At 66.4% G+C, this 20,234-nt stretch carries 23 protein-coding genes; 16 read left to right on the top strand and 7 right to left on the bottom strand.

Translation table 11 applies throughout. The features are described from left to right. The first annotated feature begins 19 nt into the window (after positions 1-19). The 4 genes from thpR (at position 20) to QA600_RS00815 (ending at position 1,755) form a co-directional block, all read left to right on the top strand. Entirely contained in the window at positions 20-577 is a 558-nt protein-coding gene (thpR, locus tag QA600_RS00830; RefSeq protein WP_278290080.1) for an RNA 2',3'-cyclic phosphodiesterase, read from the top strand. A gap of 76 nt (positions 578-653) precedes the next feature. Further along, positions 654-806 (top strand): 50S ribosomal protein L39e, encoded by a 153-nt coding sequence (locus QA600_RS00825; protein WP_005554674.1) that lies wholly within the window; start codon positions 654-656, stop codon positions 804-806. Between the two features lie 2 nt (positions 807-808). After that, positions 809-1,087 carry a 50S ribosomal protein L31e gene (locus QA600_RS00820; protein WP_005554673.1) on the top strand — a complete coding sequence of 93 codons (279 nt, stop codon included), beginning with the start codon at positions 809-811 and terminating at the stop codon, positions 1,085-1,087. Between the two features lie 2 nt (positions 1,088-1,089). Continuing rightward, positions 1,090-1,755: a translation initiation factor IF-6 gene (locus QA600_RS00815; protein ID WP_278290079.1), complete on the top strand. Its 666-nt coding sequence runs from the start codon at positions 1,090-1,092 to the stop codon at positions 1,753-1,755. Positions 1,756-1,760: 5 nt separating this feature from the next. Here QA600_RS00815 and QA600_RS00810 read toward each other — a convergent pair whose 3' ends face one another. Together QA600_RS00810 and QA600_RS00805 are read right to left on the bottom strand one after the other, a co-directional pair. Then, entirely contained in the window at positions 1,761-2,057 is a 297-nt protein-coding gene (locus tag QA600_RS00810; RefSeq protein ID WP_278290078.1) for a hypothetical protein, read from the bottom strand. Between the two features lie 40 nt (positions 2,058-2,097). Continuing rightward, the gene (locus QA600_RS00805) at positions 2,098-2,412 is read right to left on the bottom strand and encodes an ASCH domain-containing protein (protein ID WP_278290077.1); all 315 of its coding nucleotides are present in this window, start codon (positions 2,410-2,412) and stop codon (positions 2,098-2,100) included. A gap of 110 nt (positions 2,413-2,522) precedes the next feature. Here QA600_RS00805 and QA600_RS00800 point away from each other — a divergent pair, with 110 nt between their 5' ends. From QA600_RS00800 to QA600_RS00765, 8 genes are all read left to right on the top strand, one after another. Further along, positions 2,523-3,470: a DUF6159 family protein gene (locus QA600_RS00800; protein ID WP_278290076.1), complete on the top strand. Its 948-nt coding sequence runs from the start codon at positions 2,523-2,525 to the stop codon at positions 3,468-3,470. 126 nt (positions 3,471-3,596) lie between these two features. Continuing rightward, positions 3,597-4,052, top strand: coding sequence for a prefoldin subunit alpha (gene pfdA / locus QA600_RS00795; RefSeq protein WP_005554667.1), 456 nt, complete (start codon positions 3,597-3,599; stop codon positions 4,050-4,052). A 17-nt stretch (positions 4,053-4,069) separates the two neighbouring features. Next, the gene (gene ftsY, locus QA600_RS00790; RefSeq protein ID WP_278290075.1) at positions 4,070-5,629 is read left to right on the top strand and encodes a signal recognition particle-docking protein FtsY; all 1,560 of its coding nucleotides are present in this window, start codon (positions 4,070-4,072) and stop codon (positions 5,627-5,629) included. A 66-nt stretch (positions 5,630-5,695) separates the two neighbouring features. Further along, on the top strand, positions 5,696-5,944 hold the full coding sequence (locus QA600_RS00785) for a hypothetical protein (protein ID WP_278290074.1): 249 nt from the start codon (positions 5,696-5,698) through the stop codon (positions 5,942-5,944). 324 nt (positions 5,945-6,268) lie between these two features. After that, positions 6,269-8,032 carry a ferredoxin--nitrite reductase gene (locus QA600_RS00780; protein ID WP_278290073.1) on the top strand — a complete coding sequence of 588 codons (1,764 nt, stop codon included), beginning with the start codon at positions 6,269-6,271 and terminating at the stop codon, positions 8,030-8,032. Beyond that, positions 8,022-9,869, top strand: a complete 1,848-nt coding sequence (locus QA600_RS00775; RefSeq protein WP_278290072.1) for a Coenzyme F420 hydrogenase/dehydrogenase, beta subunit C-terminal domain — start codon at positions 8,022-8,024, stop codon at positions 9,867-9,869. Before QA600_RS00780 ends, QA600_RS00775 begins: the two co-directional genes overlap by 11 nt. Before the next feature lie 85 nt (positions 9,870-9,954). Beyond that, entirely contained in the window at positions 9,955-10,845 is an 891-nt protein-coding gene (locus QA600_RS00770; RefSeq protein ID WP_278290071.1) for an alpha/beta hydrolase, read from the top strand. A 71-nt stretch (positions 10,846-10,916) separates the two neighbouring features. Then, positions 10,917-11,531, top strand: a complete 615-nt coding sequence (locus QA600_RS00765; RefSeq protein ID WP_278290070.1) for a GNAT family N-acetyltransferase — start codon at positions 10,917-10,919, stop codon at positions 11,529-11,531. 1 nt (position 11,532) lies between these two features. Here the strand turns inward: QA600_RS00765 and QA600_RS00760 are convergent, their stop codons facing one another. Continuing rightward, complete coding sequence (locus QA600_RS00760; protein WP_278290069.1) at positions 11,533-12,222, bottom strand: haloacid dehalogenase type II; 690 nt, start codon at positions 12,220-12,222, stop codon at positions 11,533-11,535. 150 nt (positions 12,223-12,372) lie between these two features. On the opposite strand from QA600_RS00760, the gene thiE reads away from it, so the two are divergent. Both thiE and thiM read left to right on the top strand, forming a co-directional pair. Next, entirely contained in the window at positions 12,373-13,029 is a 657-nt protein-coding gene (gene thiE / locus QA600_RS00755; protein ID WP_278290068.1) for a thiamine phosphate synthase, read from the top strand. A gap of 7 nt (positions 13,030-13,036) precedes the next feature. Further along, on the top strand, positions 13,037-13,867 hold the full coding sequence (gene thiM / locus QA600_RS00750) for a hydroxyethylthiazole kinase (RefSeq protein WP_278290067.1): 831 nt from the start codon (positions 13,037-13,039) through the stop codon (positions 13,865-13,867). A gap of 4 nt (positions 13,868-13,871) precedes the next feature. Here the strand turns inward: thiM and QA600_RS00745 are convergent, their stop codons facing one another. Both QA600_RS00745 and QA600_RS00740 read right to left on the bottom strand, forming a co-directional pair. Continuing rightward, a complete protein-coding gene (locus tag QA600_RS00745; RefSeq protein WP_278290066.1) occupies positions 13,872-14,501 on the bottom strand; it encodes a rubrerythrin family protein in 630 nt (209 codons plus the stop codon). 13 nt (positions 14,502-14,514) lie between these two features. Then, positions 14,515-15,375, bottom strand: a complete 861-nt coding sequence (locus QA600_RS00740) for a sulfurtransferase (RefSeq protein WP_278290065.1) — start codon at positions 15,373-15,375, stop codon at positions 14,515-14,517. 271 nt (positions 15,376-15,646) lie between these two features. Between QA600_RS00740 and QA600_RS00735 the strand changes: the two genes are divergently transcribed. Next, complete coding sequence (locus tag QA600_RS00735; RefSeq protein WP_278290064.1) at positions 15,647-16,444, top strand: sulfurtransferase; 798 nt, start codon at positions 15,647-15,649, stop codon at positions 16,442-16,444. On the opposite strand, the gene QA600_RS00730 is transcribed toward QA600_RS00735, so the two are convergent. Continuing rightward, a complete protein-coding gene (locus QA600_RS00730) occupies positions 16,445-18,064 on the bottom strand; it encodes an ATP-binding protein (protein ID WP_278290063.1) in 1,620 nt (539 codons plus the stop codon). It abuts the gene before it with no gap. A gap of 149 nt (positions 18,065-18,213) precedes the next feature. After that, entirely contained in the window at positions 18,214-18,432 is a 219-nt protein-coding gene (locus QA600_RS00725) for a hypothetical protein (protein WP_278290062.1), read from the bottom strand. Positions 18,433-18,791: 359 nt separating this feature from the next. On the opposite strand from QA600_RS00725, the gene QA600_RS00720 reads away from it, so the two are divergent. Then, a complete protein-coding gene (locus tag QA600_RS00720; RefSeq protein WP_278290061.1) occupies positions 18,792-20,192 on the top strand; it encodes a signal recognition particle protein Srp54 in 1,401 nt (466 codons plus the stop codon). Positions 20,193-20,234: the final 42 nt, after the last annotated feature.

Genomic DNA, 20,234 nt, shown 5'->3' with positions numbered 1-20,234 from the left:
TCCCGTCCAAGGGACGCGTATGCGACTGTTCGTCAGCGTCGATCTCCCGAACGACCTCGTCGAGCCGATCGCCGACCTTCAGAAGGAGTTCGCCGAGGCCAGCGGGCTGAACGTTACCGACGCCGAGCAGGCCCATCTCACGCTGAAGTTCCTCGGCGAAGTCGCAGAGGACCGCATCCCCACGCTCTCGCGGGAACTACGAGCTGCGGTTGACGAGGCCGCGGTCTCCCCATTCACCGTTCGGTTCGACGGACTCGGCGTCTTCCCCGACCTCGAGTACATCAGCGTCGTCTGGCTGGGCACCGAGGCGGGCGGAGCCGAGCTCACACGGCTCCACGAGGCCGTCGAGGAGCGAACGACCGCGATGGGGTTCGAGGAAGAGTCTCACGACTTCACGCCCCACGTCACCCTCGCGCGGATGGAACACGCTGGTGGCAAGGAGCTGATCCAGGAGCTCGTCCGCGAGCGCGAGCCGGCCGTCGGCGAGATGCGCGTCGACGAGATCCGCCTCACCGAGAGCACGCTGACCGAGGACGGCCCCGAGTACGCGACCGTCGAGCGGTTCCCCCTCGAGTAGGCCACTGCGAACCGTACCCCCGGGGCCTCGCGAGATGGACAACATTTTAACCCACCGCGGGCTACGTCCGGCTACTATGGGTAAGAAATCGAAGGGCCAGAAGAAACGCCTCGCAAAGCTCGAGAAGCAGAACAGCCGCGTGCCGGTCTGGGTCATGATGAAGACCGACATGGAAGTCACCCGGAACCCGAAGCGACGCAACTGGCGGCGCAACGACACTGACGAGTAACAATGAGTGCAAGCGATTTCGAGGAGCGGGTCGTCACCGTTCCGCTGCGTGACGTCAAGAAGGGCGCCAACCACGAGGCCGCCGACCTCGCGATGCGACTGGTCCGCGAACACCTCGCGAAACACTTCGCGGTCGACGAGGACGCCATCCGACTGGATCCCTCGATCAACGAGACGATCTGGTCGCAGGGCCGATCGAACCCGCCACGGAAGCTCCGCGTTCGCGCGGCTCGCTTCGACGAGGAGGGGGAGGCCGTCGTCGAAGCCGAGGTCGCCGACTAAACTTGCAGCGTCTCGCCTTCGCCGGGTCGGCCTACGTCGGCGTCTTCGCCCGCGCAACCGACTCCTGCGTGCTCGTCCGGCCGGACGTCGACGACGACACCGTCGCCGACCTGACCGACGAACTCGAGGTGCCCGCCGTCCAGACGACCGTCGGCGGCTCCTCGACGGTCGGCGCCCTCGCGACGGGCAACGACAACGGACTGCTGGTCAGTTCCCGCGTGCTCGAGTACGAGCGCGAGCGCCTCGAGGAGGAAGTCGACCTCCCGGTCGCCGAGCTCCCGGGGAACGTCAACGCCGCCGGCAACGTCGTGCTCGCGAACGACTACGGCGCCTACGTCCACCCCGATCTGACCCGAGAGGCGATCCAAGTCGTCAAGGACGTCCTCGACGTCCCCGTCGAGCGCGGCGACCTCGCGGGCGTTCGCACCGTCGGTACCGCTGCGGTCGCGACCAACTCGGGCGTACTCTGCCATCCCAAGGCGACCGACGAGGAACTCGACTTCCTCGAGGACGCCCTCGACGTCCGGGCCGACGTCGGCACCGTCAACTACGGCGCGCCGCTGGTCGGCTCGGGACTGCTCGCCAACGACGCCGGCTACGTCGTCGGCGAGGAGACCACCGGACCGGAGCTCGGTCGGATCGAGGACGCCCTGGGCTACCTCGACTGAGTTCGCTACTTCGTTTCCTCGTACCAGCGATATATCCACCCCGTCAGCGCCAGCGCCGCGATACCGCCGACCGCGATGGCGCCCCCGAGCAGCCACCGGCCGTCGAAGGCCACGAGCAACAGCCCGACGCCGGTCGCCAGCAGCCCGACGTGGGCGAAAAGGAGCGCGCTCACGAACGCGAGCAGCGTCTCCCGGGACATCTCGCTGAACGCCTCCTGTAGCTCCTCGCTCCCGTCGTCCTCCGAGTCGGCTTCGAACGGCGACGGGTCGTCCTCTTCGAGTTTCTCGAGCGGGTTGATCATGGTGTGTTGACCGACGGCCACACGCAGAGGGGAGCGTCGTTCATTCGACTGGCTCGAACTGGTGACGAACGACCTCGCTGTCGTCGTTCCACTCGAAGTCGTCGTGGGCGCGCTCGAGCAGCCGCTCGTAGGCCTCGAGGTCGTCCATCCCCTCTGCGCGGGCGTCCTCATCAGTGAGATCGCCGAGCGTCCGCTCGGTTACGTCCACGATCTCGAACGTCGTCCCCTCGATCGTGAACGTGTCACCCTCGTCAGCATAGCGGTGGCCGCGGTGGATCTGGGTCACCTCGCCCTCGAGAACCTGCCCCTGCATTCGTTCGCTCGGTAGCAACTCGGCCGGGTCGTGTTCGGTCATGGACGATCGTACGCTGGCTCGAGGGAAACCGTTTGGCCCAACACAGGAATCACCAGTCCGAACTGTTCACCTCAAGAACTATATTCCGTCCCGAACGATCGTTCAGTATAATGTTCAGCTCGCTGTTCAGACGGATCCGAACGGGTCTTCGGGTCGCGAAGGCGTCGTTCGGCGTCCTGCGCCGGGAGTACTGGCTGCTCGTCTTCCCGGTCCTGTACGGGATCGCCTGGCTGGCGGGAGCGATCGGTCTCGTCGCCGGTATCTTCGTCGCCCTCTTCGGCGCCAGCTACGGGCTGGCAGCCGTCGACCAGGTCGCGGCCGTCTCGGAGGGGCAGGCCGAAACGACCGTCACCGCACTTCTGGTGGCCGCTTCGGTCCTGTTCATGTTCGTCGCGACCGCGGTTGCGACGTTTTTCAGCGCGGCGCTCGTCCACTCGGTCGGCTCGCTGTTCGCCGGCGAGTCGACGAGCCTCAGGGACGGACTCGCGGGCGCGTGGGAGGCCAAACGGACGATTCTCGCCTGGGGTGCCGTCGGCGCCGCGGTCGGACTGGTCTTTCGGGCCCTCGAGAGCCGGGAGGGAACTGCGGCCCAGCTCGCCCGCTCGGTGGCCGGCTTCGCCTGGTTCGCGATGACGTTCTTCATCGTTCCCGTAATCGTCTTTCAGGACGGCGGCGTCCGGGAGTCGATGCGAAACAGCGTCGGACTATTCCGCGACACCTGGGGTGAGGCAGGCGGCACGACGCTCGGTATCGGGCTCGTCATCCTCCCGCTCGCAGCGCTCGTCGGCGGACTCGGGATTGGCCTCCCGCTGTTCGCGCTCGAGGCTCCGTGGGCCGTCCTCCAGTACACGCTCGTTCCGACGCTGCTCGCTATCGGCGCGTTGCTGGTCGTCCACAACGCGGCGACGGCAGTCGCGAAGACGGCGCTGTACGAGTACGCGACCGACGGCGAGCTACCGCCGGAGTTCGACGGAATCGATCCGGATCAGCTCGTCACGCGCAAGCGATCGGCCTCGTCGATGACGGGCTCGACCGGTCGCGGACCGGGCCAGATCTAGTGCCGACGGTTCGCCCGAAGCTACCCTCGAGCCACCCCCAGCTCCCCGTTCTGGGGCGAGTGCGTTCTCGCTGGCTGACTACGATGGAAGGGAAGATTCTTCCGACTGCCTGCCCCAAAGGCGGGTATGGGACAACAGCAACTTCAGCAGCTCTCGCAGGAACTTCAGGAGATCGAGGAACAGATCGAGGGGCTCCAGGGTAACGTCCAGCAGCTCCAGCAGGAGAAACACGACGTCGACGAGGCCATCGAGGCGCTCGACACCCTCGAGAGCGACTCGACGGTACAGGTGCCCCTCGGCGGCGGCGCCTACCTTCGGGCGACGATCGAGGATATCGACGAAGTGATCGTCGACCTCGGCGCCGACTACGCCGCGGAGTTCGAGGAGGACGACGCCGTCGACGCCCTCGAGAACCGCAAGGACCGGCTCGACGACCAGATCGAGGACGTCAACGAAGATATCACCGAACTTGAGGCCGAGAGCAGCGAGCTCGAACAGCAGGCCCAGCAGCTCCAGCAGCAGGCGATGCAACAGCAGATGCAGCAGATGGGACAGGGGCAGGGTCAGGGTCCGGACGAGTAACGTAAGGGGTCACACCCATGTTCGACAACCTGAAGAAGAAACTCGGGAGCTTCCGCGAGGACGCCGAGGAGGCCGCCGAAGAGAACGTCGAGGAGGTCGATGAGGAGTCGGCCGACGCGCTCGAGGAGGAGTCGGTCGACCGAACGGATGCCGAGGCGGCCGACCTCGAGGGGACGCCGACCGAATCCGACGAACCGGAGCCGGCGTCCGAACCGGCTGCACCCGATACTACCGACAAACCGGTCGGCGAGCACGACGTCGTCGCCGATCGCGACCGCGAGGTCGACGCGGTAACCGAGAGTGCGGACGCGGGTGCCGACGAGGCGGCTCGCGAAGCGGCGCCGTCGGCCGAGCCGACGAGCCGTGTGGACTCGACGCCCGGGTCCGGACTCGAGCCGGAAACGGCCGACGCCGACTCCGAACTCGAGAAACCGGAGGACTCGCTCGAGCCGGAGACGGACGCCGAGCCGGAGACGGACGTCGAGAGCGCCGAGGCGGGTGCCCCGGCGACGGTCGAGGAGAGCGATACGGTTCCGACCGACGACGGGGACGCCGTCGACGCGGCGTCATCCGCGCCCGAAGCCGAGCCCGAGCCCGAACTCGACGCGGATGCCGACGAGACCGAGGACGGAGCCGAAGCCGAGACCGAGGACGGAGCCGAAGCCGAGACCGAGGACGACAACAGTACCGGTTTCGGTGCCAAGGCTCGCTCGCTCGTCAAGGGGAAGTTCGTCATCGAGGAGGAGGATCTCGAGGAGCCGCTGCACGAACTCGAGATGGCACTGCTCACGAGCGACGTCGAGATGGGCGTCGCCGAGGAGATCTGCGACAACGTCCGCGACGAACTGGTCGGCGAGACCCGGACGTTTACGACCTCGACCGGCGAGGTCGTCGAGGAGGCGCTCCGGGACGCGATCTACGACGTGATCAGCGTCGGCCAGTTCGACTTCGACGAGCGCATCGCCGTCGAGGACAAACCCGCCGTCCTCCTGTTTACCGGCGTCAACGGCGTCGGCAAGACCACCTCGATCGCCAAGCTGAGCCGCTACCTCGAGGAACGGGGGTACTCGACGGTGCTCGCCAACGGCGACACCTACCGCGCCGGCGCGAACCAGCAGATCCAGCAACACGCCGACGCGCTGGATACGAAATGTATCAGCCACGAGCAGGGCGGCGACCCCGCCGCCGTGCTGTACGACGCCGTCGAGTACGCCGAGGCCCACGACGTCGACGTCGTGCTGGCCGACACAGCGGGTCGGCTCCACACCGACGAGGGCCTGATGGACCAACTCGAGAAGATCGACCGAGTCGTCGGCCCCGATCTGACGCTGTTCGTCGACGAGGCCGTCGCGGGTCAGGACGCGGTCAACCGGGCTCGCGAATTCAACGAGGCCGCCGCGATCGACGGCGCGATCCTCTCGAAGGCCGATGCCGACTCGAACGGTGGTGCGGCAATCTCGATTGCCCACGTCACCGGGAAACCCATTCTGTTCCTCGGGGTCGGACAAGAGTACGACGACTTAGAGCGGTTCGACCCCGACGAGATGGTCGACCGCCTGCTCGCCGACGAGGAGTAGCCGCCCCCATCGTTCGGCCTATCTTCGTTCGGCCTATCTTCGTTCGGAGCTGTCGGAAAGTCCCGTGTGAAGTTCTCACGTTCTCCGGTAGAACGGGTGTGCTACGAGAGTCGACTCGAGACCCCTTGTGGGTCCGACGGGACACAGGATGACGCCGTCACCCGACACCTCTCGATCAGGGACGTCCGCGAGAGCCGGGACGAAGAGCTCGCCGCGATGTTCGAGTGGTTCAATGAGTTGCCGATCGACGAACTGCAGGCCGACCACGACGTCGATTTCCACCGTTTCGAGGATTACCTCGAGCGAGCGTGGTAGGGCCGAGTGACTCGAGTTGGTCGATACTCTACTCGCGGTGATCCGCGTATCACGTCGCTCCATCCGGCAACAATTGCTGAGATATAGACGTACGGATCGATCGGTCAGCGCGTCAGTCGGTCGTTTTCGACAGCCACGAGACCGATCCGGTTCGGGATCGACATTGGTGCTGGCAAGTGTTACCTCGTCACGATAGCCCCGACATGGTTCGCCCGTTTGCGGGGCCGTATACGTGTGGACGTTCACCACGTGGTAATAGATGGCTTATCACGACCACTCGTCCGCCCGCTCGAGCCGGCGCGGCCTCCATCGTCGGTGGTGCCCATGAACACGACCGAGCGGTACAAACAAGAGAAACACCCGCTCGAGGTCGTCGACGACGTCTACGAGTACGCCGCGGACGGACTGACGTTCGAGGAGATCGAGGACCGCGCCGGCGGCGGGGAGTGGGAGCGCCTGAAGTGGGCCGGAATGTACGCCCAGAAACAGGCGGGCTACTTCATGATCCGGACGAAGGTGCCGGGTGGCCACCTCACGCCCGACCAGGCCGAAGTGATCGGCGAGTGCGCCGAGGACTACGCGGTCGCGCCCGAGGAGTACGGCGGGACGGAGCAGAACGAACTCTGGGGTGACGCCTACGTCGACATCACGACCCGCCAGGACATCCAGAAACACTGGATCCGGATCGAGGACGTCCCCGAGATGTGGGAGCGTTACGACGAGGTCGGACTCACGACGATCCAGGGCTGTGGAGACTCCGCTCGGAACGTGCTCGGCTGTCCCGCGGCCGGGGTCGGCGACCACGAGTGCTTCGACGCCCAGCCGGTCGTCGACGCAGTTTCCGACTTCTTCACGGGGAACCGCGAGTACGCCAACCTGCCGCGGAAGTTCAAGCTCACGATCACGGGTTGTGCCCACGACTGTGCCCAGTCACAGATCAACGACATCGGGCTCGTTCCGGCGGAGAAGGAACTCGACGGAGAGCACTTCTACGGCTTTCACGCCCGCGTCGGCGGTGGGCTCTCGGATGGGCCCCGGATGGCCTCCGAACTCGACGTCTTCGTCAAACCCGAGGACGCCGTCGAGTTCTGCCGCGCGGTCGCCCAGACGTTCAAGGAGCTCGGCGATCGGACGAACCGGGGCGTCTGCCGGATGCGCTACCTCGTCGAACAGCTGGGTCCCGCGAAATTCGAGGCAGCTGTTCGCGACCGCTGTACCGTCGATCTTCCCACCGGCGGCGAGAACCTGACCGTCGGCTACCAGGGCGACCACGTCGGCGTCCACGACCAGAAACAGGACGGCCTGCAGTACGTCGGCTTCAACGTCGTCGCCGGCCGAATGGGCGGCGACGAGTTCGCCGAGGCCGCTCGCGCGGCGCGGGAGTACGGCACCGAAAACGCCTCAGTTCGCCTGGCGACCGATCAGAACTTCCTCGTCACACACATCCCGGAGGAGAACGTCGCCGACCTGCTCGCAGAGTCGTTCGCCGAGGAGTACCAGCCGAACCCCGGCGCGTTCTCGAGGGGTGCCGTCGGCTGTACGGGCAACGAGTTCTGCAACTACGCGATCATCGAGACCAAGAAACGGACCAAGCGGTGGGCCCGCCAGCTCGACGAACGCATCGACGTCCCCGACGACATCGAGGCCATTCGAATGCACATGTCGGGCTGTTCCGCGTCCTGTGCCCAGCCCCAGATCGCCGACATCGGGTTTCGTGGGGAGACAGTCAAGCTCGAGAACGGCGACGCACCTGCGGACATCGAGAGCCCCAACGAGGAGGGAGATAACAGCGAGGCGTCTCCGACGCCTCGAGCAGACGGCGAAGCCGTCGATCTGATCGAGGGAATGGACGTCGGCCTCGGGGGCTCCCTGGGATCGGACAACGAGTTCCTCGACTGGGTCGAGAGCGCGGTTCCGGCCCACGCGGTAATTCCGGCGCTCGAGCAGCTGTTCGACGCCTACGCGGCCGACCGCGAGGATGGCGAACGGTTCTACGAGTGGTGCCGTCGCGCCGACAACGAGCGCCTGCGAACGATCATGCAAGGTGCCGAGGCGCCGGTTGCCGGAGGTGTTGCTCATGGGGATTGACGGCGAGGCCGAGCGAAGCGAGGCCTCGGAAATGCGAGCGGGAGCGGCGGGGGCCGAACGGAGTGAGGGCCCCGATGATGCGAGCGGTGAAACCGCGAGCGAGAAGCGACACGCGAGCCGCGAGGCCTCGGATCGTGGGAGTAGCGCGGAGCGAAGCTCCGCGGACCGTTCGAGCGGGCGAAACCCGCGAGAAGGCAGCGAAGCCGCGAACTGCGAGGACGAACAGCGTGAGTCCTCGAACCAAGTGAGCGGTGAAACCGCGAACCGCGACGACCGAGTCTTCCCGGCCGTTCCGGAGTCCGAGGACGAGGACGACGCCGTCATCGTCCCGGAGACGAGCGGCGCCGCGCCGCACTCCCGCGAGGGTCTCGACCACACCCGTGGCGGTGCGATCGAGACCGCCACGGACGAGGGCTGCGGTCCCGACACCTGTACCTGCGGCGAGAAGACCGCACCCGACGCGGAGGGTCGGTCCGTCGCGACCGACGGAGCGGGGGTCTCCAACGTCGACGAGACGGGGAGCCTCGGCGACCTCGAGTTCACCGAACCCGCCGAGGACGTGAGCCAGAACGTCGACGACGGCGAGCCTGACGTTCGCGTCGGAGTCCCCGAGGGCGTCGACCTCGACACCCCGACGTACTCAATTCGCTCCGAAATGAACGACATCGAGACGCCCGACGAGAAGACCTGGTTCATGGAGCTCGACGAGGCGGTCATCGACGAGGGTCGGTGTATCCAGTGTGGCACCTGCGTCGCCGCCTGCCCCTCGGACTCGATCGGCGTCGGCGACGACGACCTGCCCGAACTCGTCAAGATGTGTACCGGCTGTTCGCTGTGCTGGGACTTCTGTCCCCGCGGCGGGCTCCGGTACGAACGCCAGTGGAAGATCACGGGCGGCGAGGACAACGTCAAGGGCGCCGGTGATCCGATCACGGAGTTCTCCGCGAAGGTCGACGACGACTGGACGGACGCCGCCCAGGACGGTGGCGTCGTCACCGGAATGCTGGCGAGCCTGCTCGAGGCCGGCGAGATTGACGGCGCCCTGATCGCAACCGAGAGCGAGGACGAACCCTGGAAAGCCGAGAGCTTCCTCGCGACGACCGAGTCAGAACTGATCGAGAACGCCGGTACCGTCTACAACCAGACGCTCGCGCTCGGCAACCTCGACCTGAAGCGGTGGGAGCACAAGCTTCCCGACAAGGACTGGGACGAGCTCAGCCTCGCCCTGGTCGGCACGCCCTGTGAGATCGAGGGCATCCGGGCCCTGCAGGACTTCGAGTGGGATTACCAGTCCCACGACGAGGGTATCGGCGCCGTCGAGTACACGATTGCGCTGATGTGTACGAAGAACTTCAATTACTACAGCCTCATGGGCGAACAGCTCGAGGTCCAGCGGGGGGTCTCGCCCGACGAGATCGGCAAGATGGACGTCCTCCACGGGAAGCTGATGGTCTACGATCACGACGGCGGGATGATCCTCGAGGAGGACATCGAGAACTTCCACGACGCCGCCCTCAAGGGCTGTGACGAGTGTGCGGACTTCACCGGGTTCTGTGCCGACGTCACCGTCGGCTCCGTCGGCTCGGCGGACGAGTACTCGAGCGTCATCCTCCGGACCGAGCAGGGGGTAACGGCCTGGGAGCACACCGAGCCGAAACTCGACTACCACGACCTGGAGGACAAGTCGGCGGTCGGCAAGCTCCAGGGCTGGGACAAGAAGAAGGCCTTCGAGAGCCTCGAGCGCCCGTTCGATCCCGACGCACCGCGTTTCATCGACTACACGGACCACGCCGAGAACTACGGCACGGCGATGAACCCCCACGACGAGGGCCACTGACGGCATCGAACCGTCGTTTCCAACGGCGTCCGCCCCTCGCTTTCGCTCGCGTACGGATTAGTAGGTCGGCCCCGATAGTCCGGTAGTGACTCGAGACGGCATCTACCGATCCGCGAACGGGGAGCGCGCGATCACGCGACTGTACGGGAGGCTTCTGGCGGAACTCGAGGCCTCGTTCGAGCGGCGGTGGGTCGACACCCGGTTCGGGGAGAGCCACCTGCTCGTCACGGGACCGAACGACGCCCCGCCGCTGGTCGTCTTCCACGGCGGCAACGTCGTGAACCCGATCAGCCTCGAGTGGTTCCTGCCGCTCGCAGATCGGTTCCGGATCTACGCGCCCGACACGATCGGCCACCCTGGATTCAGCGCCCAGACCCGGCTTTCGCCGCGCGACGAGAGCTACGGTGCGTGGGTGGTCGACCTCCTCGACGGGCTCGGCCTTGAGCGCGCGCCGATGATCGGCCCCTCATACGGCGGCGGGATCGTCCTCCGAACCGCCGCGCACGCACCCGAGCGGATCGAACGCGCCTGCCTCGTGGTCCCGTCGGGACTCGGAACCGGATCCCTGCGTCGGATGCTCCTCGAGATCGTGCTCCCGATGGTCGCCTACCGGCTCCGACCATCCCGGGCGCGCCTCGAGCGCGCCGTCCAGCCGATGTTCTCCGAGCCTGCCGCAGAGGTCGACGAGACGTTGCTCGAGGTCGTCGGAGCCGTCTTCGAGGAGGTGAGACTCGAGCGATCGTTCCCGAAGACCGTGACGGCCAACGAGCTCTCGGGGTTCGACGCGCCGACGCTCCTCGCCGTCGCCGAGAACGACGTGTTCTTCCCGCCCGAGGTCGTGATTCCCCGGGCTCGAGCGACGGTTCGAAACCTCGAGCGAGTCGTCCTGCTCGAGGGGGAATCCCACTTCCCGACCTCGGACGCGCGGGCGGCGCTCCGCGAGCGCCTCCGATCGTTTCTGATGGCCGACGGCTGACTCTCCTCTCGTCGCAATTGGGTGGTGGCTCGCTTCAGCGAGCTTATTCTCGTTCGGGGAAATCCACTCCTATGAGCGCAAGCATCCGAGTCGCGGCCCCGTCCGACACGGTGTCGGTCCGTGAGATCTACGCGCCCTTCTGCGAATCGTCCGCCGTCACCTTCGAGGAGACGCCCCCCACCGAGGCGGAGATGGCCGACCGCATCGCATCGACGCTCGAGAGCTACCCCTGGCTCGTTTGCGAGCGAGCGGGCGAGGTGGCCGGCTACGCCTACGCCGGCCCGCTTCGCAAGCGTCGGGCCTACCAGTGGGTCGTCGAACTCTCGGTGTACGTCGCCGAGGACGCGCGTCGAACGGGGGTCGGCGAGGCGCTGTACAAGGCGCTGTTCGCCGCCCTCGAGCGCCAGGGAGTTCGCGACGTCTACGCCGTGACGACGCTTCCGAACCCGGGAACCGTCGGCTTCCACGAACGACTGGGGTTCGAGCGGGTCGTCGAATTCCCCGCGATGGGGTACGTCGAGGACGAGTGGCACGACGTCGCCTGGTGGCGCCGCTCGATCGGGGAGAAACCCACCGATCCGGAGCCGATCCGACCGTTCCCGTCCATCCGGGACGACGAGGACTTCGAGGAGCTGCTCGCGCTCGGCGAGCGGCGACTCGAGGGGATGTCCCGGGGGCGGCAGTAACTCAGCTCGCGAGCGCGTCCGCCAGCTCCTCGAGCCCCGCCACGACAGCGTCGGGATTTGGCCCGAACGGCTCCCCGGGATCGCCCTTCCGATCGAGCCAGACGCCCTGCATTCCGGCGTGGGCCGCGCCCTGGACGTCGAACCAGAGCGCCGAGACGTGGGCGACCGCTCCGATCGGGGTCCCCGTCCGTCCCGCGGCGTGGCGGTAGAGCTCGGGTGCGGGCTTGAACGTCTCGAGCTCGTGGGCGCTGATCGTTCCCTCGAGCAGGTCGCGGATCTCAGCGCCCTCGACCATCGACTCGAGCATCTCCGGGTTACCGTTCGAGAGGACGTAGCAGTCGTAGCCCGCCGAGCGCAGCCGCTCGACGCTCTCCCGGACGTCGTCGAACACCTCGAGGTCGTGGTAGGTCGACAGGATCTCCTCGCGGTCGTCCTCGCCGACGTCGACCCCGTGGGCCGCGAGGGCGTACTCGAGGGCGTCGCGGTTGAGTTCGTAGAACGTCTCGTAGGCGTCGACGTGGTTCGCGACGAGGGTGTACTGCATCGAGCGCTCGCGCCAGGTCCGCGAGATTGGCGTGGAGTCGTCGACGGCCGCGTGGGCCTCGAGGGCGCGTTCGACGTCGTCGACGTCGACGAGGGTGCTGTAGGAGTCGAAGGTGACGGTCGTGACGGCGTCGGGCTCGAGGGTCATACGTCCCGTGTTATCGTCCGTTACAATCAGTGTCCGGGTTCCGTTATCGAGCCACTCCTCCGGGCCGACGCGTCGGCACGCCCACGCGTCCCTCGAGTAGCACCTGCGGGAACCGTCGGCTCTTTGACCCGTACGCGTACAGTATCACCCATGGCACCGACGAACTGGGGAACGTACCTCATCACGCAGGCGTCGATTTCCGAGGGTCGGTCGACCCTCGAGATCGTCCGTGCAGCGATCGACGGCGGCGTCGACGCCGTCCAGCTCCGGGAGAAGGGAGAGAGCGCGCGCTCGCGGTACGAGCTGGGTCTCGAATTACGCGAGCTGACCGCCGAGGCCGGCGTCGATCTGCTCGTCAACGATCGCGTCGACATCGCACAAGCGATCGACGCCGACGGCGTCCACGTGGGCCAGTCGGACCTCCCCGTCCCGGTCGCACGGGAACTGCTCGGCCCGGAGGCGACCGTCGGCTGCTCGGCCTCGACGGTCGCGGAGGCCCGGCGTGCCGAGGCCGCCGGTGCGGACTACCTCGGCGTCGGCAGCGTCTACGGGACGAGCTCGAAGGACGTCCCCGAGGCCGAAACCGGTGTCGGCCCCGAACGGATCGCCGAAATCGCCGAGGCGATCTCGATCCCCGTCGTCGGTATCGGCGGTATCACGGCCGACAATGCGGGTCCCGTCGCCGAAGCCGGCGCCGTCGGAGTCGCCGTCATCAGCGAGATTACCGCCGCCGACGATCCGGCTGCCGCGACCGCCGACCTCGTCGAAACCGTCGAAACCGCGAAGGGCCTCGAGCACCGAGAGTGACAGCACCATGACGAGATCCGATACGGCCCATCCGACAATCGTGGACTCCCTCGAGGCGCTCGCCGAGACCGAGCCGCTGGTACAGTCGCTGACAAACGAGGTGACGATCAACGACGTCGCGAACCTCACGCTCCACTGGGACGGGCTGCCCGTAATGGCGGACTCGCCCGGCGACGCCGGCGAGATGGCCGCGCTCGCGAGTTCGGTTCTGTTGAACACCGGCCAGATTCCGGAGTCGAAGCTCGAGGCGATGCGCGAGACGACGGCGACGGCGAACGACCGCGGGATTCCGGTCGTACTCGACCCCGTGGGCGTCGGCTCGACGCCGACGCGGGAGGCGGTCGCCGAGGAGTTCCTCGCCGAGTACGAGTTCGCCGTGATCAAGGGAAACTACGGGGAGATCAGCGCACTCGCGGGCGTCGAAGCCGAGGTCAGGGGCGTCGAGTCGGTCGGCGACTACGACGCCATCGAGGAGACGGCCCGCTCACTCGCCGAGTCGACCGATTCGGTCGTCGTCGCCTCCGGTGTCGAGGACGTCGTCGCCGACGGCGACGGCGCGACCCGGATCGCGGCGGGCCACGAGCGTCTGAGCGAGGTCGTCGGCACGGGCTGTATGCTCGGCGGGACGCTCGCGACGTTCTGTGGCGCTCTCGGGGACCCCCACCGAGCGGCGATAGACGGGACGCTCGCGTTCGGAATTGCCGGAGAACGGGCCGCCGACATCCCCCACGAGGGACCGGCGAGCTACCGAACGAACTTCCTCGACGCCGTGGCCGGCCTCTCCCCCGAGGTCGTCACGGCGTACGACCTCGAGTCCCGGCTCGAGCCGGTCGAGTGAGCGGTCAACAGACCGGTTTGGGGTTCGCGCCGAGCTCCTCGAGCGAGGTGACGTACTCCCCGTAGGCGGCCTCGATCGCGCCGCTTGCGGCCTCGAGGGCCCGCTCGCGGTCGGTCTCGTCGGTACAGACTTCCTCGAGTAGGTCGGTCGCGCGCTCGAGCTGGTCGTCCAGATCGTCGCCGAACTCCCGGAACAGCCCCGCGGTCTGCGGGTCGGCGTCGCCGACGAAGTAGCCGACGACCTGATCCTTCGAGCGCTGGCTCGCGAGGATCCGGCCGATCAGCGCGCCGGTGCGATCGACGGTGTCCTCGAGCCCGCGCAGGTACTCGTGAAGGGTCGGCACCGTCTCGGGCTCGTACCCGTCGAGTTTCCCGGCGACCGTCTCGTAGTGGGCTCGCTCCTCGGCGGCCGTCACCTCGAAGGCCTCGCGGGCGCCCTTGTGACTCTCGTCGTCGGCCCAGGCCTCGAAGGTCTTCCAGGCAGCGTACTCGGCGTCGGCTGTCGCCCGCAGTACGGGTTCGGTGTCGATCTCGCCGCTCGTATCGGCGTACAGCGACTTCGACGAGCCGAGCCGCGACAGTTCGGTTTCGTTTTCGGCACGGACTGTCTCGAGGAACTCCGCGGTATCGGTCATCGGAGACCGACCGTTACTCCCCGGTCTCGACCGGCGCGTTCACGAGGTTGCCCCACTCGGTCCAGGAGCCGTCGTAGTTGACGGCGTCCTCGTAGCCGAGCAGTTCGTGGAGCGCGAACCAGGCGACCGACGAGCGCTCGCCGATCCGGCAGTACGCTATGGTCGTCTCGTCGCCGTCGATACCCTCCTCGGCGTAGAGCTCCTCGAGCTCGTCGCGGCTCTTGAAGGTGCCGTCCTCGTTCGTGACGGCGGACCACGAGATGTTTTTCGCGCCGGGGACGTGGCCGCCGCGCTGGGCGGTTTCCTGGAGGCCCGGCGGGGCGAGAATCTCGCCGGAGAACTCCTCGGGCGAACGAACGTCGACGAGAGGGACGTCCCGTTCGATCGCCTTCTCGACGTCGTCGCGGTAGGCGCGGATCGTCTCGCGCGGACCGCCGGCCTCGTAGTCGACCTCGGGGAACGACGGCACCTCGTCCGTGGTGGGGTAATCGTTCTCGAGCCAGTACTCGCGGCCGCCGTCGAGCAGGTAGACGTTGTCGTGGCCGTAGTACGTGAACTGCCAGTAGGCGTAGGCGGCGAACCAGTTGGCGTTGTCGCCGTAGAGGACGACCGTGGAATCCTCGCCGATACCGTGACTGCCCACCAGCTCCTCGAACTCCTCCTTGTCGAGGATGTCGCGTCGGGTCTGGTCCTGAAGTTGCGTCTCCCAGTTGAACCCGATCGCGCCGGGGGCGTGTTCCTCATCGTACGATTCCGTGTCGACGTCGACCTCCACGAGCCGGAGGCCGGGATCGTCGGACTGGAACTCGCTGAGTCGCTCCTCGACCCAGTCGGCCGTGACCAGTGCGTCGGTCGCGTAGTCGTTCGTTGCCATATTCGACACGTGGTGTGGCGGCCACATAGGGCCGCGCTAACCGGTCAATTCGGTCGACGCTAGACTGTTTCGGCAGTCCTTTCCGATATCTCGGTCGATCGTAACGTTCTCGTGGACTCGAGCCACGGTTCACGCGCCGAGCGGGGGAACGTGTGCGGTGGCGGCGTCGATCGGACGACCGGGGGCTGCAAGTATTGCCACGGTCTCGGTACGACGGGGAGACGTGCCGGGTCCGGTGGCTACTCCAGCCCGCCGCGACAGGTCTGAACTGATGGACGACTCCGTCATCGTTTCGCCCGACTGGCTCGCGGCTCGACTCGAGGAACCCGGGATCGCGGTCGTCGACGTCCGGGACGCCTGGGAGTACGACGGGATCGGTCACGTACCCGGCGCGGTCAACGTCCCGTTCGACAACTACCGCGACGAAACCGCCGACGATCCCGGCACCCTCCCCGGGCGGGGGGCGTTCGAGGGGCTGCTCGGCGAGGTCGGGATCGAACCCGAGGATACGATCGTCGCCTACGACGACACGCACGGCGTCTTCGCAGCCCGCTTTCGGCTCACCGCGCTGGCGTACGGCCACGACGACGTTCGCCTGCTCGACGGCGACTTCAGCGCCTGGAACCCCGAATACGAAACCGAGACCGAACCGCCGTCGGTCGAGCCGACCCCCTACACCGCTGCGCCGTTTTCGTTCGCCGATAGCCCGTTGATCGACCGTTCGGGCGTCGAAGCTGCACTCGAGGGCGACGCCGTCCTCGTCGACACCCGAGACCCTGAAGAGTTCGCGGAGGCCCACCTCCCCGGGGCGGTCCGGTTCGACTGGCGGGCGACCGTCGACGACGAGACGCGACGGGTGAAACCTGCCGAGGAACTCGAGACGCTGTTCGCCGACCACGGGATCGATCGGGATCGGGAGATCGTCCTGTACTGCAACACCGCCAGACGGATCAGCCACACCGACGCGGTACTCGAGGCGCTCGGCTACGAGGACGTCTCGGTCTACGAGGGCAGCCTCACGGAGTGGCTCGCGACAGACGGAGAGATCGAAACCGGCTCGATGGCGTAGTTACTCGATCGACGCGTCCGGAAGGGAGAGACAGAACGTCGTCCCCTCGTCGGGATCGGGGTGGATCCAGATCTCGCCGCCGTGGCGCTCGACGATCCGCTGACAGAGCGCGAGTCCGATCCCGGTCCCGGCATGGGCGTCGTGACTGTGGAGCCGCTCGAAGACCTCGAACACCCGCTTGCGGTTGTCGGGATCGATCCCGATGCCGGCGTCGCTGATCGAGATCACCCACTTGCCGTCCCCCGACGAGACGGCCTCGCCGCGGGCGCCGACCGAGTCGGTTGCGGTCTTCCGATCGGCCGTAATGTTGATCGACGGCGGCTCATCGCCGCTGTACTCCACCGCGTTCTCGAGCAAGTTCTGGAACACCTGCCGGAGCTGGTCTTCGTCGCCCTGTACTCGGGGCAGCGAGTCCATCGAGAGCGTCGCGTCGGTCTCCTCGAGCCGGAACTGCAGGTCGTCGACGACGTCCTCGAGGACGGTCTCGAGGTCGACGGGCTCGAAGGGGTCGCCCTGGGTCTCCACCCGGGAGTAGGTGAGCAACCCCTCGATCATCTCACGCATCCGGTCTGCGCCGTCGACGGCGAACGCGAGGAACTCCTGGCCGTCCTCGTCTAAGTCCTCCTCGTAGCGCTGCTGGATCAACGAGAGGTAGCTCGAGACCATCCGCAACGGCTCCTGGAGGTCGTGGCTGGCGGCGTAGGCGAACTGCTCTAACTGCTCGTTCGAGGCCTCGAGGCGTTCTCTGTAGCGCTGTCGCTCGAGCTTGTACCCGATCCAGTTCGCGAGCAGCCCGACGAACGTCTGCTCCCAGTCGGAGAACCCCTCGGGACAGGGTTCCCGATCGTAGAAACAGAAGGTACCGTAGACGGAGCCGTCGACGAAGATCGGCGTTCCGAGATAGCACGAAACCTGGCCCTCGCCGCTGGTGGCGCGTTCGCCGAGTTGGGGCGTGTCGGTCTCGAGGTCCTCGATCGCCACCGTTCGCTCCGCCGCAACGACCCGCTGGCAGTTCGTCGAATCGAGGGGTATCGTCGTTCCGGGCTCGACGACGATCCCCTCGTCCGCGTCGACGGCCTCGATGGTGTACTCGTTGGTGCCCTCCTGGATCGACGAGAGCGTCCCACACTCCGTCTCGAGCGTCTCGCGGATGATACGCAACAGCCCCTCTACCTGCTCGGAGAGCGGCCGATTGGCGTCCGCCAGTGCCTCGTAGGCATCCTGAAGCGCGCGTTCGCGTCGTCGGAGCTGGTCTTCCCGCCGGACCCGGTCCGTGATGTCCCGGAAGTGTACCGTGACCGCCGTTTCGGCGGGGTAGACGCGGAGTTCGTACCAGGTATCGAGCGAGGCGAAGTACTCCTCAAACCTGATCGACTCCTGGGTTTTCAGCGCGTGTTCACACCCCTCACGAACCGTCGAGCCGACGCCGTTCGGAACCGCGTTCTGGACCGCCGTCCCCCGGAGATCCGACCCGCACTCACCGAGCACCCGCTCGCTTCCCCGATTACAGAATGTGATCCGGAACTCCCCGTCGAGCGCGATCACCGCGTCGGTGATCCGCTCGTACGTCCGCGCCGCGCCGTCGCCGCCCGGGGTCGTCGACCCCGATTGTTCACCCATTTTGGATACGTAACGTGACTATGATAAATAAATCACTCGTCACCGATATCGTCCCGGGCTGGTGTCGTCAAGGCCGAGCCGTGGCCGGCTTGCCGACGCGTCGGCCGACGAGTACCGGCCACACGCGACGTCGTCGGCCGCGTCGCGGTCTATAGCCAGTCGTCGCCGGTATCGTCGCTCTGGCCGTCCGTGTAAGTGGCGACGGTTTCCGCGAGATTCGCGATCGCTGCTTCCTCGGAGGGGCCCTGGCTCGAGACGCCCGTCACCTCGTCGTCGGCGATGTAGAGGCCGTTCTCGAGGCGGACGGTGACGTCGGCGTCCTCGAGGACAGGATACTCGCTCGTGTCGATCTCCGGTTCGGTTGGCATACCCGAACTTGTCGGCGGACGGCTGAAATACTCTCCGACGCCGCAGTCCGACCGTCAGTCGCGCTTGGAACCTCCGTAGTAGCCGTCGCGTGGGGAAACAGGACTGTCTCGGACCGAACGTAGGATCCCGTTATCGGCAGTTGTACGGTTTCGTTACCGGTCTCGACACCGAATCCGGCCCGCACGTTAGTCTCTCTGAAAAGGGATCTTCCTCGCACGAACACGAGGATGGTCACGCCCCCAGCCGACGTGCTCGAGTACTTCATCCCTCTCGTCGTTTCCTCACACGGTGGTGGCCGAACAGGAGTGCTCGCGGTCGAGAAAAAGCCTTTAACGCCATCGCCACGTACACCGAGCAAATGGTACTCGACGATCTCGGGAGTTCTCTGCGGGGAACCCTCGACAAACTCCGCGGGAAGTCACGACTCAGCGAGGAGGACATCGAGGAGATCGTCAAGGAGATCCAGCGCTCCTTGCTCTCGGCCGACGTCGATGTCTCGCTCGTGATGGAGCTGTCGGACAACATCAAGGAACGCGCCCTCGAGGAGGAACCCCCGGCCGGCACCCCGGCGCGGGACTTCGTCCTCCGCATCGTCTACGAGGAACTGGTCGACCTTATCGGCGAGTCGACCGATCTCCCCCTCGAGGAGCAGACCATCCTGCTCGCTGGCCTCCAGGGGTCCGGTAAAACTACGTCCGCCGCGAAGATGGCCTGGTGGTTCTCGACGAAGGGACTCCGCCCCGCCGTGATTCAGACCGACACCTTCCGGCCCGGCGCCTACGACCAGGCAAAGGAGATGTGCGAACGTGCCGAGGTCGACTTCTACGGCAACCCGGACAACGACGACCCGGTCGAGATCGCCCGGAACGGGCTCGAGGAAACGAGCGAAGCCGACGTCCACATCGTCGACACCGCTGGACGACACGCTTTGGAGGACGACCTGATCGACGAGATCGAGCAGATCGAGGAGACGGTCGACCCCGACAAGTCGCTGCTCGTGCTGGACGCAGCGATCGGCCAGGGCGCGAAGGACCAGGCCCAGCAGTTCGACGAGTCGATCGGCATCGACGGCGTCGTCATCACCAAGCTCGACGGGACCGCCAAAGGTGGAGGGGCACTGACGGCGGTCGACCAGACCGACTCCTCGATCGCCTTCCTCGGTACCGGCGAGGAAGTACAGGACGTCGAGCGCTTCGAGCCCGACGGCTTCATCTCGCGGCTACTCGGGATGGGCGACCTCGGCCAGCTCGCCGAGCGCGTCGAGCGGGCGATGCAACAGACCGACATCGAGGACGACGAGGAGTGGGACCCCGAGGACATGCTGACGGGCCAGTTCACCCTGAACGACATGCAAAAGCAGATGGAGGCGATGAACAACATGGGTCCCCTCGACCAGGTGATGGACATGATCCCCGGCTTCGGCGGCGGGATCAAGGATCAGCTCCCCGACGACGCGATGGACGTCACCCAGGAGCGGATGCGCACGTTCAGCGTCATCATGGACTCGATGACCGAGACCGAAAAGGAGTATCCGAAAGCGATCGGCGCCGACCAGATCGAACGCATCGCCCGCGGCTCGGGGACGAGCGAGGAACAGGTTCGAGAACTGCTCCAGCAGTACAAGATGATGGAGCGCACGATCAAGCAGTTCCAGGGGATGGGTTCGGACAAGGAGATGCAGCGGATGATGCAACAGATGCAACAGGGCGGCGGCGGTGGCGGTGGCGGCGGTATGGGCGGGATGGGACCGTTCGGGTAGATCTCGCAGCGCTTGCTCGAGAACAGGTTTCGACCTAGATAG

The sequence above is a fragment of the Natronococcus sp. A-GB1 genome, from assembly GCF_029688845.1.
Classification (GTDB): Archaea; Halobacteriota; Halobacteria; order Halobacteriales; family Natrialbaceae; genus Natronococcus.
The sequence above is the reverse complement of the archived record's forward strand: the minus strand, read 5'-3'. Positions and strand labels throughout refer to the sequence as shown.